This is a genomic window from Prevotella sp. MGM1 (genome assembly GCF_002933775.1).
GTDB lineage: Bacteria > Bacteroidota > Bacteroidia > Bacteroidales > Bacteroidaceae > Prevotella.
This window is the reverse complement of the sequence record NZ_BEWV01000206.1, coordinates 129150-144093: the sequence shown is the minus strand read 5'-3', so window position 1 is coordinate 144093 and position 14944 is coordinate 129150. Positions and strand designations below refer to the sequence as shown.

Below are 14944 nucleotides of genomic sequence, written 5' to 3'. Positions count from 1 at the left end.
CCCGAAAATAATTTGTCTGTCTCTTTTTATTGCCTGTATAGTCCATTTTTCAGGCACAAATTTCCAGTTTCTGTTAGCTGTCGGCGTTACAATGCCGGTATCCTCTATTTCTTTCATTATATAATATCTCTGGTCTTTTTCACTCTGATATACCGTTCTTCCTGCCAATGAGTCTTTGGGTATTCCGGCACCCTTTGTCAGTAGCTCTCCGCCTCCGCTTCCTCTGTAACTGTTCATCACGACCTTATACCATGCGTTTTTGTCGAATGGCTTTCCGTTGCTCATCCTAATAATGTTTATCCTATTTCCTTCGGGGCGTGTCACATCAACCTCATAGTCTATGCCGGCAGCACTGTCAAAGTTGAAAGTGAAGTTCTTGAATCCTCTTCGTTGCATGTCGTCTTGATTTGCATCATCAAGCAGCATTATATGGTCATCAGGAGCTTTCATCGTATTTGCCCATAACCCATAACTCATTTCAAGATATTTACGTATCTCCTCGCCGGTCATGTTCAGTACGTATACTTGGTTTTCAAACCGGCAAATTTTGAACATATCGCTTACAAACACAGGCCCCTCAGGTATCTGAATGTCAAAAGACAGTGGGGCACAGAACGATATATCGGCACCGGTCTGTTTTAACTGTATGTTGTGTACCAAATCCGTGAAGGGAGCATTGCCGAAGAAACAGTCTCTCATACTTATTGTTGAAGTTATATCTGCTATCTTGCGATTTACATAACTGTTTATTTTGCTGATACTTTCTTCAAATCTGTAAATGAAATCTTCGTCTATACCCTCGTTGCGTATATCTTGTATTTTGCCGGTTATTTTTTTGCTTATGATTTCGCTTCCGCACATCTCTATTTCCAATTCAGCGTCAGCCACCATCATGGCGTTGCACGACGGATCGAGACACAATACTTTTTCACCGTAATTGTTTGTTATAGTCTCGTTCTTTTCTGTATGGTCGTGTCCGAAAAATATGATGTCAAAACCGGGAATTGTTCTTGCTACTTCGCTTGTCTCGTCTTCCATATAGTCGGCCGTTTTTATTCCGCCATCCCATCCGCTGTGGAAGAGCCCCACTATTACATCGGGGTTTTCGTTTTTTTTCAGATAGTCAATCCAGAATGCGGCAGATTTCTTTATACTCTCAAATGTCATTCCGCTCCATAGGTCGGGACTTAGCCAATTAGGTATTGCGGGGGTAAGCATGCCCAATATGGCAATCTTTATGCCTTCCTTGTTTATTATAGTATATGGCTGTACATACGGCTTGCCGGTTTCGATGTTGATAATATTGGCTGCAATTACAGGGCATTTAGTCTCATTTATCCATTTGTCGTACACGTTATGTCCGGTTTCCACATCATGATTTCCGAATGCCTGAGCGTCATATTTCATGTAGTTTACCACCTCGGCGGCTATGTTCGGTTCTTTGTCGGCAATGTAATTTGAGTAATAACACACAGGCTGTCCTTGCAAAATATCTCCATTGTCAAGCAATATGACATTGTCTCCATAGCTCTTACGCAACTTATTCACATATGTGCTTACTCTTGCGAGACTGCCTATTTTGGGCTTTCTCTCAATGAAATCGTAAGGAAAAAAGCATCCGTGTACATCACTTGTCTCTATTATTCTGATATTTATTTTTTTGTTGCCAGCCATTGCGTGTGTAGCTAAAAAAAGTGTCATTATAGCGAATATCGTTCTTTTTATCATTTATATCTGGTATTGTTTTGCATGCAAAAGTACGAAAAATATTATATAAATAATTGGTGAGTGGCGCGTTTTTGAGTTTTATGATGTTGGTAAATGAGCTTCTATGAACATTCTCTTTAAGAAGTTGTTTCAATATTTCTTTGAACTGATTCGTATTATACAGCGTATGTATGATGATATTCCATGATTTGTATGTAAATATGTAAAAATAGTATCATAAAAAAGTACCTTTTATTTTTTGTGAAATAGAAAAATAATAGTCTGTTAAATGCCTCTTTGCTATCTGTTTTTATATGGTTATTTGAATAAATATTCTTTTTCGTTTGCGTTAAGCCGCTTGTTAGGACGCATTGGGCATCTTATTGCAAGATGACGGGATGCTCGTTAGCTCGCAATGGGATACTAAATGCAACGTAACAAGTACCTCATTGCGGAATTGTATTTCTGAAAACTCAAAATGTTTTTGCACAAAATAGATTTATTATGATTTATGTTGGTGATTTACTGGTTGTTACATTTGCACATGAAATACTTGAATTTTTTCGACCAGAAGTTTTTTATTTTTAAATACTCGAATTGTGGAAGCTGTTTTGTATGATATTTTCATTGTTTGCTTTCAATGGTTTTTATAGACTCTGTAACCATGTTATTTGTTATTTACAATATTATGATGTAAGTCATTCGCAATGTTTCTTTAATTCAAAAAATGCAGAATCTTATTTTTGGCATAAAAAATGAAAATGATAAATCAGAAATAGTCAAAGTGCATGTAAATCCGATATAACATGCCATACCTTTATCTTATTTATTAAAAATATTTATTTATTTTGTTCGCTTAAAAAAAAGCACTATCTTTGCGGCTTATATAACAATGTATAATAAATAACGATATAAGTATGGCTAAAAAATTCACCGAGTATAACGGATTGAATCTTACTCAGGTTAATAATGAAGTGTTGAAGGCATGGAACGATAATGATGTTTTTCATAAGTCTATAGACGAACGTGAAGGATGTCCGCAGTTCGTGTTTTTCGAAGGGCCTCCCTCTGCTAACGGACATCCTGGTATTCACCATGTCCTGGCACGTTCAATTAAAGATACTTTCAACAGATATAAGACCATGAAAGGTTATCAGGTACACCGCAAGGCTGGGTGGGATACTCATGGATTGCCGGTGGAACTTGGGGTAGAGAAAGAATTGGGTATAACAAAAGCCGATATAGACAACAAAGAGTCGGCCAAGTACATCTCGGTAGAAGATTATAATAAAAAGTGCCGTGAGAATGTAATGAAATTTACAGCCGAGTGGCGTAAGCTGACAGAGGAAATGGGCTATTTCGTAGATCTGGACAATCCTTATATCACTTATGACAATAAATACATCGAGACACTGTGGTGGCTTTTGAAACAGCTTTACCAGAAGGGTTTGCTCTATAAAGGATATACTATCCAGCCTTATTCTCCCGCTGCCGGAACCGGACTCAGTTCGCACGAGTTGAACCAGCCAGGATGTTATCGTGACGTGAAAGATACCACGGTCACGGCTTTATTCAAGATAACAAAACCCAAGGCCGAATGGACAGGGTGGGGAACTCCATATTTCGCCGCATGGACCACCACACCATGGACTCTTCCATCAAATACAGCCCTATGTGTGGGCCCGAAGATCAACTATGTGGCAGTACAGACATACAATCCATATAATGATGAGCCTGTGACGATTGTAATGGCTGAGGCAAGAGTGTCGGCATATTTCAAGCCGGAAGGCAAAGATGTGCCGATGGAAGATTATAAGCATGGTGACAAAGTAATTCCATACAGAATAGTTGGGTCATATATTGGCTCGGAACTCGTAGGAATAGGCTACAATCAGTTGATGCCTTGGGTTAAGCCGTGTCAAAAGACAGGGACGAATGCACCCGCTTACGTGAATACTTATGCCGAGCAGCACCCAGAAAAGATTTTCACCTGTGAAAACGGCAAGGATATTTTCGTTGAAATGGGCGAAAAAGCGTTCCGTGTAATTCCGGGAGACTATGTGACGACAGAAGACGGTACGGGTATCGTACATATAGCCCCAACATTTGGAGCGGATGACGCCAAGGTGGCTAACGATGCTGAAATACCAGCGTTGTTCCTTATTAATAAGAAAGGCGAGACACGTCCGATGGTTGATCTTGAAGGAAAATACTATATTGCGGAAGAACTTGACAACAATTTTGTAAGTGTATGTGTTGACGGAGTAGCATACGGACATCATGCCGGTGACTATGTTAAAAACGCATATAAGGCTGAATTTACAGTAAATGGGAAATACGATGAGAAAGCGGCGAATAAGGCGGAAGACCTCAATATTGTAATATGTATGGAGATGAAGCAGGCCGGAACGGCTTTCAGGATAGAGAAGCAAACGCACAACTATCCTCATTGCTGGCGTACGGACAAGCCTGTTCTTTATTATCCGCTCGACAGTTGGTTCATCCGTTCTACGGCAAAGAAAGAGCGTATGGCCGAGTTGAACAAGACCATAAACTGGCAACCGGAGTCTACGGGAACGGGACGTTTCGGCAACTGGCTGGAAAATCTTAACGACTGGAACCTTTCACGTTCAAGATTTTGGGGTACGCCACTTCCCATTTGGCGCGACGAGGATGGTGGAGAGAAGTGTATCGGCAGTTTGCGGGAATTGTCCGATGAAATAGATAAATCCGTATCAGTCGGATTTATGAAGTCCAATCCTCTTAAAGAGAATGGTTTTATACCCGGAGATTACTCGGCCGGGAACTACGACAAGATAGACCTTCATCGTCCTTATGTAGATAACATTGTTTTGGTGAGCGAGAGCGGAAAGCCGATGAAGCGTGAGACCGACCTCATTGATGTTTGGTTTGACTCCGGTGCAATGCCATATGCGCAGATACATTATCCATTCGAGAATAAAGAACTGATAGACAAACGATTGGCGTTCCCCGCTGATTTTATTAATGAAGGCGTGGATCAGACTCGTGGTTGGTTCTTCACATTGCATGCGATAGCAACTATGGTGTTTGACAGTGTGGCGTTCAAGAATGTGATATCGACAGGTCTCGTGCTCGATGCCAAAGGCAATAAGATGAGCAAGCATGTCGGCAATGTTACAGATCCGTTTGAAATGATGGATAAGTATGGGGCAGATCCGGTACGTTTTTACATGATGACAAACTCTGAGCCTTGGGATAACTTGAAGTTTGATCCGGAGGGAGTAGATGAAGTACGTCGTAAATTCTTCGGCACATTATATAATACATATTCTTTCTTCAGCCTATATGCAAATGTTGACGGATTTGACTATTCCCAACCGGAAGTACCGGTAAACGAGCGTCCGGAGATTGACCGCTGGATTCTTTCGGTGCTTCATTCTCTGATAAAGGGTGTGGACCATGAATTGGGTGGTTATGACCCGACACGTGCAGGTCGACTGATAGAATCGTTTGTGAATGACGATTTGTCCAATTGGTATGTACGCTTGAACCGTAAACGCTTTTGGGGCAAGGAGATGAGTGCCGACAAATTGTCTGCTTATCAGACTTTGTACGTTTGTCTTGAAACTGTAGCCAAATTATTGGCTCCGTTCTCTCCTTTCTATGCTGATCGCTTGTATCTTGACTTGACCAAGGCGACAGGACGCGATAATGTTTGTTCTGTGCATTTGGCCGCGTTCCCAGAAGCTGACGATAATCTGATAGACGAAAGTCTTGAAGAGCGGATGGGTATTGCTCAAAAGATAACCTCTATGGTGCTTGCACTTCGCCGCAAGGTTAATATAAAGGTGCGTCAACCGTTACAGATGATAATGGTACCTGCAATAGACGACCGACAAAAAGCTTGCGTTGATGCCGTTAAAGAACTGATAATGAATGAGGTAAATGTAAAAGAATTGAAATTTGCCGAAGGCTCTGGCATTCTGGTTAAGAAAGTGAAGTGCAACTTCAGGACAATGGGCAAGAAGTTCGGAAAGTTGATGAAGGGCGTGGCTGCATGTATGGACGCTCTCACTCAGGAAGAGATCGGCATATTGGAGAATAATGGGCTTATCGGTGTGGTTGTGGAAGGACAGGATGTGACAGTGGAACTCTCCGATGTGGAAATAATCAGCGAGGATATTCCTGGATGGTTGGTAAGCAATGAGGGAAATCTTACGGTTGCTCTTGAAGTAAAACTGACAGATGAGTTGCTCAATGAAGGCGTTGCCCGCGAATTGATAAACCGTATACAGAATGTACGTAAGGAATCTGGTTTGGAAATCACTGACCGTATCAGGATTTCTGTTTCACCTCGTGATGGTATCTGTCAGGCTGTCAATGAGTACTGCGAATACATAAAGACACAGGTTTTGGCCGATTCCATCGATGTGGTTGATAATGACGGACAGGAGTTTGAGTTTGACACGATAAAGGTGAATATAAAGATAGAGAAAGTTTAAACAGAAATAGTATTAATCTAAAAACCTTTTTATTATGACAGAAAAAACACATTATAGTGATGAGGAACTTGAAGAGTTCCGCAATATCATAAATGAGAAATTGGCATTGGCCAAGCGTGATTATGAGCAGATGATGAAAGTGCTTATGAATCAGGATGGTAATGATGTTGATGATACGTCGCCGACATATAAGATCCTTGAAGAGGGAAGTGCTGCTCAAAGCAAAGAGGAGATCATCCAGCTTGCAAGTCGACAACAGAAGTTTATAGCCGGATTAGAGGCGGCATTGATGCGTATAAAGAATAAGACTTATGGTATAGATAGAATAACCGGTAAGTTAATTCCGAAAGAGCGCCTACGTGCGGTGCCTCATGCGACATTAAGCGTGGAGTCGAAACAGAACAGAAAGAAATGAGTATAAAAGACGTATTTACAAGAGGAAGAATGGCTATGCTTATCGTTATAGCCATTCTTTTGATAGATCAGATAATAAAGATTTGGGTAAAGACCAACATGACTCTTCATGAGGTGATTTCAGTTACTTCATGGTTTAAGATTTGTTTTATAGAGAATAACGGCATGGCATATGGCATGGAAATCGGAAGTAAATTACTATTATCCTTATTTCGTATTGTCGCTATAAGTGTTGGTGTTTATTATTTATATCTTCAAACGATAAGAAGAGCTAAGTTCGGTTATATAGCTTGTTTGGCATTGGTCATCGCCGGTGCCGTCGGTAATGTGATTGATTGTATGTTTTATGGTCTGATATTTAATGCGTCGTCTGAGTACTATACATCTTTTGTCGTTCCTTTCGGTACAGGTTACGCGCCTTTTCTAATGGGAAAGGTCGTTGATATGTTTTACTTCCCGTTGATTGTCACCACATGGCCCGAGTGGATTCCGGTATATGGAGGAAGTGAGTTTATATTTTTCAGCCCGATATTTAATTTCGCAGATGCAAGTATAAGTGTCGGAGTTGTGTTGTTGCTTCTTTTCTATCGCAAAGAATTGAGTGAAATAACATTAAGAAAATAAATATATTTAGTTTGTTGGGTGCAGATGAGGTGTGAAGTCAGTACAATTACTAATATATTAAAGGCAATAGTGTTTTCGTTATTGTTGGTGGCTTGTAAACCGACAGTACCTGGCGAGTTTATTCAGCCTGACGATATGGAAGATATATTATATGATTATTATATATCCCAAGCAGTGGGTGGACGTGCGTCTGAGTCAAACTCGGTGTCATTCAACAAAAGTCTTTATTACTATGCGGTATTGAAGAAACATGGGGTGACAGAAGCACAATTTGATTCATCGATGGTGTATTATTATACACATTCGGAGCGACTTTATAAAATATATAAGAGCGTTGGCGACCGTTTGGAGAATGAGGCGTTAGGATTAGGTGCTTCTGTCGGTGAAATGGGGAAATATTCAATGTTGACAACAGATGGAGATACAGCAAATATATGGAAGGGAGAACAGGCTGCCATATTGATGCCGGTATCTCCTTATGATAAGTTGGTCTTTACGATAGAGGGTGATTCGACATTCAAAAAAGGAGATTCATTTTTGTTTAATTTCATGACAACGTTCTTTTATCAAAGTGGAACCAAGGATGCAGTGGCGTACATAGCTGTTCGATACGATAATGATAGTATTTCGACACATTCAACCCATGTAACAGTGTCTGGTCTGTCACAGTTGCGTATAAAAGGTAATGATGATAATGGCATAAAGGATCTTAGAGGATTTATTTATCTTAATAGAGGTAATGATGAGTCACGGACTCAAAAGGTCATGTTTATAGATAATATCCAGTTTGTCAGGTTTCACAAGCTGTTATCGGATAGTATTAGTCCGGAAAAACATGATGCTTTAAAAGCTGTTCCTGATTCAGCAATGAAGAATAATATTTCTGATACGACAATATTGAATGTGCGTAAAGAGAAACGGATGCTTTTAAAACCGGGTAAGAGTGGAAAAGGGTAGAAGAAGGCATATTGCGGTCCATGAGGTTATTTTTAATGGACAGACATTAAATATGTGTATATTGGATATTGATGATGGGATTATAACCGGATATCATCAGTTTAATGCGGAAGAGCCTATGGTGGAGTGGGTCGGTGGTGTCATGGAGTTGCGATATGATGAATGTGGTAATATCATCGCTTACAGAAACGGGGCAAGATTTATATAAGTGTTTTATACAGATACATGAATTAATAACAATAAAGAAAAAGTTAACATTATGAATCTAAAAGTACGTTTGGCATTATTGAACTATTTGGAGTTCGCCGTATGGGGAGCATATTTAACATGTGTGGGAGTATATCTTACTAAAATAGGAATGGCATCCATGATTGGCTATTTCTTTATGATACAGGGTATAGTCTCTATTTTCATGCCGGCAATAATGGGTATTATTGCGGACAGATGGGTACCTGCACAACGATTGCTCGGTTTGTGTCATCTTATGGCCGGATTGTTTATGTTGGCGGCAGCATGGTATGGGTATACGGAAGGGAACAACTCGGAGTTTGCTGTTTTGTTTTCCCTTTATTCCATAAGTATGGCTTTTTATATGCCTACGTTGGCATTGACAAATTCGGTGGCATATAGTGCGTTGGTAAAAGCTGGTATGGATACCGTTAAGGATTTTCCTCCGATAAGAGTCTTCGGTACTATCGGTTTTATATGTGCGATGTGGTTTGTCGATATTACAGGCTTTATGTCAAATCAGAATCAATTTGTTACTTCGGGAGTGTTGAGTCTTTTATTGTTCCTATATACTTTTACTTTACCTGCATGTCCGATTGCCAGAGACGGGGATAAGCAAAGTTTTGTTGATGCATTTGGATTGAAGGCCTTTTCCTTGTTCCGTCATAAAGACATGGCGATATTTTTTATTTTCTCAGCATTGCTCGGTGTATGTCTGCAAATAACGAATGGTTTTGCGACACCATATATAGAAAGTTTTAAGTCAATGACGGAATATGTTGATACTTTTGGGGTTCAACATGCTAATATACTTTATTCCTTATCTCAAGTTAGTGAGACATGTTGTATTCTTTTGATTCCATTTTTCATGAAACGGTTTGGAATAAAGAATGTAATGCTGATAGCAATGTTTGCATGGGTATTCCGATTTGGATTGCTTGGAGCCGGAAATCCAGGCAATGGTGTCTGGCTGTTTATTGCCTCTATGATAATATATGGAGTCGCATTTGATTTTTTCAATATATCCGGTTCGCTATTTGTAGATAAAACGACCGATGCGTCTATTCGTTCAAGTGCTCAGGGACTGTTTATGATGATGACAAATGGAGTCGGTGCTACTGTTGGAGCATTGATCGCCCAAGTGGTAGTAACATTACATACGTCTTCCGAAGGTGTAGAATGGAAGACTTGCTGGTACATATTTGCGGCTTATGCACTTGCTGTTGGTGTTCTCTTTGCTTTAGTATTCCGACCGAATAAAGATAAGTTAAATAAATGAGCAGAATACAGCTTTACTTTAATGGCATATCGGAAGTGGTAGGCAATAGTAAGATGAGTGTTATTGTACTTACTGATATGGAAAAGAAAAGAGCATTGAGTTTTGTCTGTGATGAAATTATGAAGTATCAGATAAGTATCAGACTTTCGGATAAAACTCTTTCGAAAACATTTGTACCAGAAGTTCTTGTTCATTTGTTGAAAGACTTGGTTGATATTCAGAGGTTTGAGATAATGATTCATGGCATTGACGAAGGAGAATATAAAGTAGCATTATTGGATGCAAACGCTTTAAGTTCATATCCTATTAGACTTAGCGATGCGGTTCTATTATCACTAATATGTAGTATACCCCTCTACATAGACACTAAACTGATGTTAAAGCAAAGTGAACAGTACAAATTGAATTCAAGCAGAATGTCTATACCAATAAATTCCATTACCACACAGCAATTAAAAGAGGAGTTGAAGAAAGCGATAGAGCAGGAGAATTACAGGTTGGCATCATATATCAAAGAAGAATTGGAAAACAGAAAATGATTGTATTATGAAAGAAACAAGATTTTTTTATGTGCCGAATGCAAGCATTTCCGAAGAATTGCCCGAAGAAGAGGCCCTGCATGCGCTTAGGGTTCTACGATTAAATGTAGGAGATGAAATAGTCCTTATGGATGGATGCGGTAAGTATTACAATGCAGAAGTAACTTTCGCTTCCAATAAACGTTGCGTATATAAGATTTTAGAGGAACATCCTCAGAAATGTCAATGGGCACGGCATTATCATATAGCGATAGCCCCAACCAAGATGATGGAGCGTATGGAGTGGATGGTAGAAAAGGCAACGGAAATAGGAATAGATGAATTCTCCTTTCTTAACTGTAAATTTTCCGAACGTAGAATAATAAAACTGCCGAGAATTGATAAAATAGTTATTTCTGCAATTAAACAGAGCCATAAGGCATGGAAACCGCAAGTTAATGACATGATTGCTTTCAAGCAGTTTATTTCAACACCACGTGCCGGGCTTAAATTTATAGCTCATTGTTATACAGAGATACCAAGGAAATACTTTTTTGATGAATTGAAAACACAAGGGCAGATGGATGATGTGACGGTTTTAATTGGGCCTGAAGGGGATTTTTCTATTGAAGAAGTGCGTTTGGCAATAGATAAAGGATATGTACCAGTGCATTTGGGAGAAAGCAGATTTCGTACAGAGACAGCTGCGATAGCAGCTTTGATGATGATGCAACTGTCCGACAAATTAAATGGTAAATGATGAAAAGAATAATTATATATATAATAACGATTGGCGTAGTATTGAGTTCATGCTCATCTGATTACAGAAATGCCATTCCTGCAAATAGTATAGCGTTACTTTCTTTGGATGTAAAAGGAATTTCTGAAGCAGATAATGCTGGTGATAAAAGTATTATCAACAGTATTTTGCAAATAGAAGATATCGGTCAAAGTGGTATTGATTTAAATGAACGCATATATCTGTTTGAGGATGCAGAAGGAATGTTGGGGCTTGTGGCATGTGTTGATAATGAAAAGAAAGTTGAGTCATGGTTTGAAGAATTATCACAAAAGAATAAATGTACGAAAATAAAAGAGAGGAAAGGATATAAATTCTCCGTATTCAATGATAGTTTTGTGGCAGGTTTTTCTAAAAGTGCGATAATATTGATGGGACCTACCATTGGATCTGGACAATCAAAGTTGCAGGCAAAGATTACTAAGTATCTTGGAACAGAAAATGATAACAGTATAGTTAACACTCCAATGTATGAGCGTCTGGATTCAATAGAAACTCCGATAGCCATGATAATAAGAGGGCAAGCACTGCCGGAAAAGATGCTCTCTCTTTTTTCTATGGGTGCATTGTCCAAAGCAAAGCCGAATGATATTTTAATGGCTGCATCAGCAACTGTCAGTGACGGATGTCTCAATATTGTTGGTGAGACATTTTCTTTTGATAACGATATAGACTTGTCTATAAAATCGTCGTTGGCAACCTATCATCCTATAGAAGGCAAATATATAGATTGTATATCATTGAATAATGTGTTGACAATTCTAAGCGGCGTGAATGGTGAGAATTATTTAAATCTTTTACGTAATAATATACCATTCCGTACACTGCTTATAGGATTGAATACGGCATTGGATATAGATATGATATTGAAAAGTATTGATGGAGATATATTGATGGCAATGCCTTCTGCGAAAGGAAAGAATTTTGATTTTCAGTTGTTGGCAAACGTTCGTGATACGGATTGGTTGGCTGATGTGGATTATTGGAAAAAGACGACCCCGAGTGGTTATGAAATAAGGAACAAAAATGATCGTGAGTTCTTTTATTCCGGTGCCGGGTGGAATATGTATTTCGGTATAAATAAACAGAACCAATTATATATAAGTACAACAGAGAACTTGGCTCAAACGGCCGGTTTACCGTCAGGAGAGCGTTTGTCGGAGTGTGTGAGAAATGGGATACGTGGGAAACGTGCTTGCGTTATAGTGAGCTTAGATGCTCTTACCAAGCAGATGCCGCAATTACAAACAGCGATGGACATTTTTTCGTCTATATTCGGAAATGTCAATGTCGTTGTATATAGCATGAAATAAATATGGATAAACTAGAATTATGTTCCGTTTTGCCTTCTGTCTTTGCTGATAATGACAGACTGTGTTCGGATGTATGGAATAGTAACGTGACTTTTGAACGCGGGCATGTCTACTTGATGGAATCTGAAAGCGGTAAAGGTAAAAGTACGTTTTGCAGTTATATGTTAGGATATCGGAATGATTATTCCGGTAAAATAAGTTTTGATCATGAAGATATTAAAAGCTTTACGGTAAGTAACTGGTGTGATATAAGAAAGAATCATATAAGTCATTTGTTTCAGGAACTAAGGTTGTTTCCGGAATTGACAGCGTTGGAGAATGTCATTATAAAAAACAATCTTGTCGGTTTTAAAGAAGAAAAAGAAATAAAAGATTGGTTTGAAGTATTGGGAATAGCTGATAAATTGAATGTTCCGGTGAGGTATATGTCGTTTGGTCAACAGCAGCGTGTCGCTCTTATGAGAGCATTGGTGCAACCGTTTGATTTCATTATTGCCGATGAGCCGATAAGTCACCTTGATGACAATAATGCTGTTATAATGGGGAAAATGATTGTTGCCGAGGCACAACGCCAGGGAGCAGGAATAATAATGACAAGTATTGGAAAGCATATAGATATGAAATACGAAAAAACATTAAGGTTATGAAGCTTGTTTGGAAATTACTTCGGCATCATATCAGTGTGCCGCAGTTCGTAGGGTTCTTTTTTGCTAATCTTATGGGAGTGCTGATAGTTATTCTCGGTTTTCAGTTCTATCGTGATGTAGAGCCAGTGTTTACACAACCGGATTCTTTCATGAGTGCAGATTATCTTATTATCAGTAAACAAATCAGTATAGGAAATACATTGTCTGGTCAATCCAATACGTTTACTGGAGCGGAGATAAACGATATTTCCAGTCAGAGATTTGTAAATAAAACAGGGCAATTTACTTCTACATTATATAATGTGAGTGCCTATATGGGAGTGGGTGGTTCTCCCATATTGAGCTCCGAGATTTTTTTTGAAAGCGTTCCGGATGATTTTGTGGATGCTTCTGAGGATGATTGGACATGGGATAAAGGTAGTAGTGTGGTACCTATCATCTTGCCGCGTACATATATTAATATGTATAATTTCGGATTCGCCCAATCACGTTCGCTACCTAAGATCAGCGAAGGATTAGTCGGCATGATTGATTTCCGCATACTTATCTCTGGTAACGGTATGAAAGACGAATACAAGGGAAAGGTAATTGGATTTTCCAGCCGGTTGAACACTATACTTGTACCACAAGCATTTATGGATTGGAGTAATGCCAAATATTCCGACAGGCAGCCAGAGGAACCGACAAGAATAGTTATTGAAGTAGGTAATCCGACAGATGATCGTATATCGCGATTCATTGACGAAAACGGTTATGAGGTGGAAGACAATAAACTGAATGCAGAAAAGAATATGTTCTTTCTTCGAATGGTAGTATCACTTGTCATGTCGGTCGGTATCATTATAAGCGTTCTGAGTTTTTATATACTCATGCTCAGTATTTATCTTTTGGTGCAGAAAAATTCGTCAAAATTGGAGAATTTGTTGCTTATAGGATATAGCCCAAGACAAGTGGCGTTTCCATATCAAATGCTTACGGCATTATTGAACCTATCTATCGTTGCGGTAGCGTGCGTAATAATATATTTTGTCCGCAGATATTATATGGATACAATAGAGAGTATATATCCCAATCTCAATGGGGGAACGTTATTGCCTTCGATGGTATTTGGAGGTGTTTTGTTTGTTTTTATAACAATGATAAACAGTCTTATAATCCGCAATAAAGTGACAAACGACATTTGGAAACATAAATCAGAATGAATATAAAGACTATAATAACATTATTGCTTTTCCCTATGAGTATTCAACTGTTTGCTCAGGAAGTATCCATGCGTACCATATTCGTCAATATGCCGGATACGCTGTTACCATATATGTCAAGCGGTAATAAGCTTGATTTAATAGATTTTGCGGAATCAGGGATGGAAGCACAGGTAAATGATAATTTAGGTGACAGTGTGACATTAACCAAACTTACTCATGATTATTTGTATTTGAGATTAAGTCCGTCGTCATCTGTTGAATTGAAGATACTGCCATATCATGGTAACAGTTTCAGAGATTCATTAATAATATGTATGGTCTCATCTGTTGGCAGTGACATAAAAGAAAGTTCTGTTCAGTTCTATACCACTGGTTGGAAATCCATGAAGTCTTTGGTGCCAATTAAGTTTGAAATATCCAATTTTATGATTGAAGATCATACTGTAAGTGATGAAAGACTTAGAATTTTGACCGACAAATTATGTCCATTCATGGTATCGGCCAATCTATCACCAGAGACAACAGATTTAATTCTTAAATTGTCAATACCTCTTCTTACAGAGGAAGATAAGGGTGAGATAGGAAGCCTATTTATTCCTAAAACATTAAAATGGGATGGTAATATATTTAAATAGGTCAAGAAAATATGCTTAATTATCACTATATCATGGCGCAGGTATAATTTATGTTATAATTTTGCACTGTGTTTTTCATGGTATTAGATTATTAAGGTTAATGAAAAGTTGGTTGTCGTGATGATAATCAATTT

13 protein-coding genes are annotated in these 14944 nt (G+C 38.7%); 12 read left to right on the top strand and 1 reads right to left on the bottom strand.

Going from position 1 to position 14944, the window contains the following annotated elements; translation table 11 throughout:
* The coding region (locus MoGM_RS10085) for a bifunctional UDP-sugar hydrolase/5'-nucleotidase (protein ID WP_233210250.1) at window positions 1–1701 on the bottom strand (1701 nt) is incomplete at its 3' end.
* A gap of 923 nt (window positions 1702–2624) precedes the next feature.
* On the opposite strand from MoGM_RS10085, the gene ileS reads away from it, so the two are divergent.
* Genes ileS through MoGM_RS10025 form a run of 12 tightly spaced genes read left to right on the top strand, consistent with a single transcriptional unit; the run spans window position 2625 to window position 14810 of the window.
* A complete protein-coding gene (gene ileS, locus MoGM_RS10080; RefSeq protein ID WP_104369944.1) occupies window positions 2625–6191 on the top strand; it encodes an isoleucine--tRNA ligase in 3567 nt (1188 codons plus the stop codon).
* Between the two features lie 34 nt (window positions 6192–6225).
* Entirely contained in the window at window positions 6226–6606 is a 381-nt protein-coding gene (locus MoGM_RS10075) for a molecular chaperone DnaK (protein ID WP_104369943.1), read from the top strand.
* Complete coding sequence (locus tag MoGM_RS10070; RefSeq protein WP_233210249.1) at window positions 6603–7229, top strand: lipoprotein signal peptidase; 627 nt, start codon at window positions 6603–6605, stop codon at window positions 7227–7229. Before MoGM_RS10075 ends, MoGM_RS10070 begins: the two co-directional genes overlap by 4 nt.
* Window positions 7230–7253: 24 nt before the next feature.
* Window positions 7254–8186 carry a DUF4296 domain-containing protein gene (locus MoGM_RS10065; RefSeq protein WP_104369941.1) on the top strand — a complete coding sequence of 311 codons (933 nt, stop codon included), beginning with the start codon at window positions 7254–7256 and terminating at the stop codon, window positions 8184–8186.
* A 52-nt stretch (window positions 8187–8238) separates the two neighbouring features.
* Window positions 8239–8394, top strand: a complete 156-nt coding sequence (locus MoGM_RS13090) for a hypothetical protein (RefSeq protein ID WP_158249598.1) — start codon at window positions 8239–8241, stop codon at window positions 8392–8394.
* 51 nt (window positions 8395–8445) lie between these two features.
* Window positions 8446–9693: an MFS transporter gene (locus MoGM_RS10055; RefSeq protein ID WP_104369939.1), complete on the top strand. Its 1248-nt coding sequence runs from the start codon at window positions 8446–8448 to the stop codon at window positions 9691–9693.
* Entirely contained in the window at window positions 9690–10232 is a 543-nt protein-coding gene (locus MoGM_RS10050; protein WP_104369938.1) for a bifunctional nuclease domain-containing protein, read from the top strand. The genes MoGM_RS10055 and MoGM_RS10050 overlap by 4 nt, the downstream gene beginning before the upstream one ends.
* A 7-nt stretch (window positions 10233–10239) precedes the next feature.
* Window positions 10240–10971: a 16S rRNA (uracil(1498)-N(3))-methyltransferase gene (locus MoGM_RS10045; RefSeq protein WP_104369937.1), complete on the top strand. Its 732-nt coding sequence runs from the start codon at window positions 10240–10242 to the stop codon at window positions 10969–10971.
* The gene (locus tag MoGM_RS10040) at window positions 10968–12323 is read left to right on the top strand and encodes a DUF4836 family protein (protein ID WP_104369936.1); all 1356 of its coding nucleotides are present in this window, start codon (window positions 10968–10970) and stop codon (window positions 12321–12323) included. The genes MoGM_RS10045 and MoGM_RS10040 overlap by 4 nt, the downstream gene beginning before the upstream one ends.
* 2 nt (window positions 12324–12325) lie before the next feature.
* Complete coding sequence (locus MoGM_RS10035) at window positions 12326–12970, top strand: ATP-binding cassette domain-containing protein (protein WP_104369935.1); 645 nt, start codon at window positions 12326–12328, stop codon at window positions 12968–12970.
* Window positions 12967–14172 carry an ABC transporter permease gene (locus tag MoGM_RS10030; protein ID WP_104369934.1) on the top strand — a complete coding sequence of 402 codons (1206 nt, stop codon included), beginning with the start codon at window positions 12967–12969 and terminating at the stop codon, window positions 14170–14172. The genes MoGM_RS10035 and MoGM_RS10030 overlap by 4 nt, the downstream gene beginning before the upstream one ends.
* Entirely contained in the window at window positions 14169–14810 is a 642-nt protein-coding gene (locus tag MoGM_RS10025; RefSeq protein ID WP_104369933.1) for a DUF3256 family protein, read from the top strand. Before MoGM_RS10030 ends, MoGM_RS10025 begins: the two co-directional genes overlap by 4 nt.
* Window positions 14811–14944 lie beyond the last annotated feature (134 nt).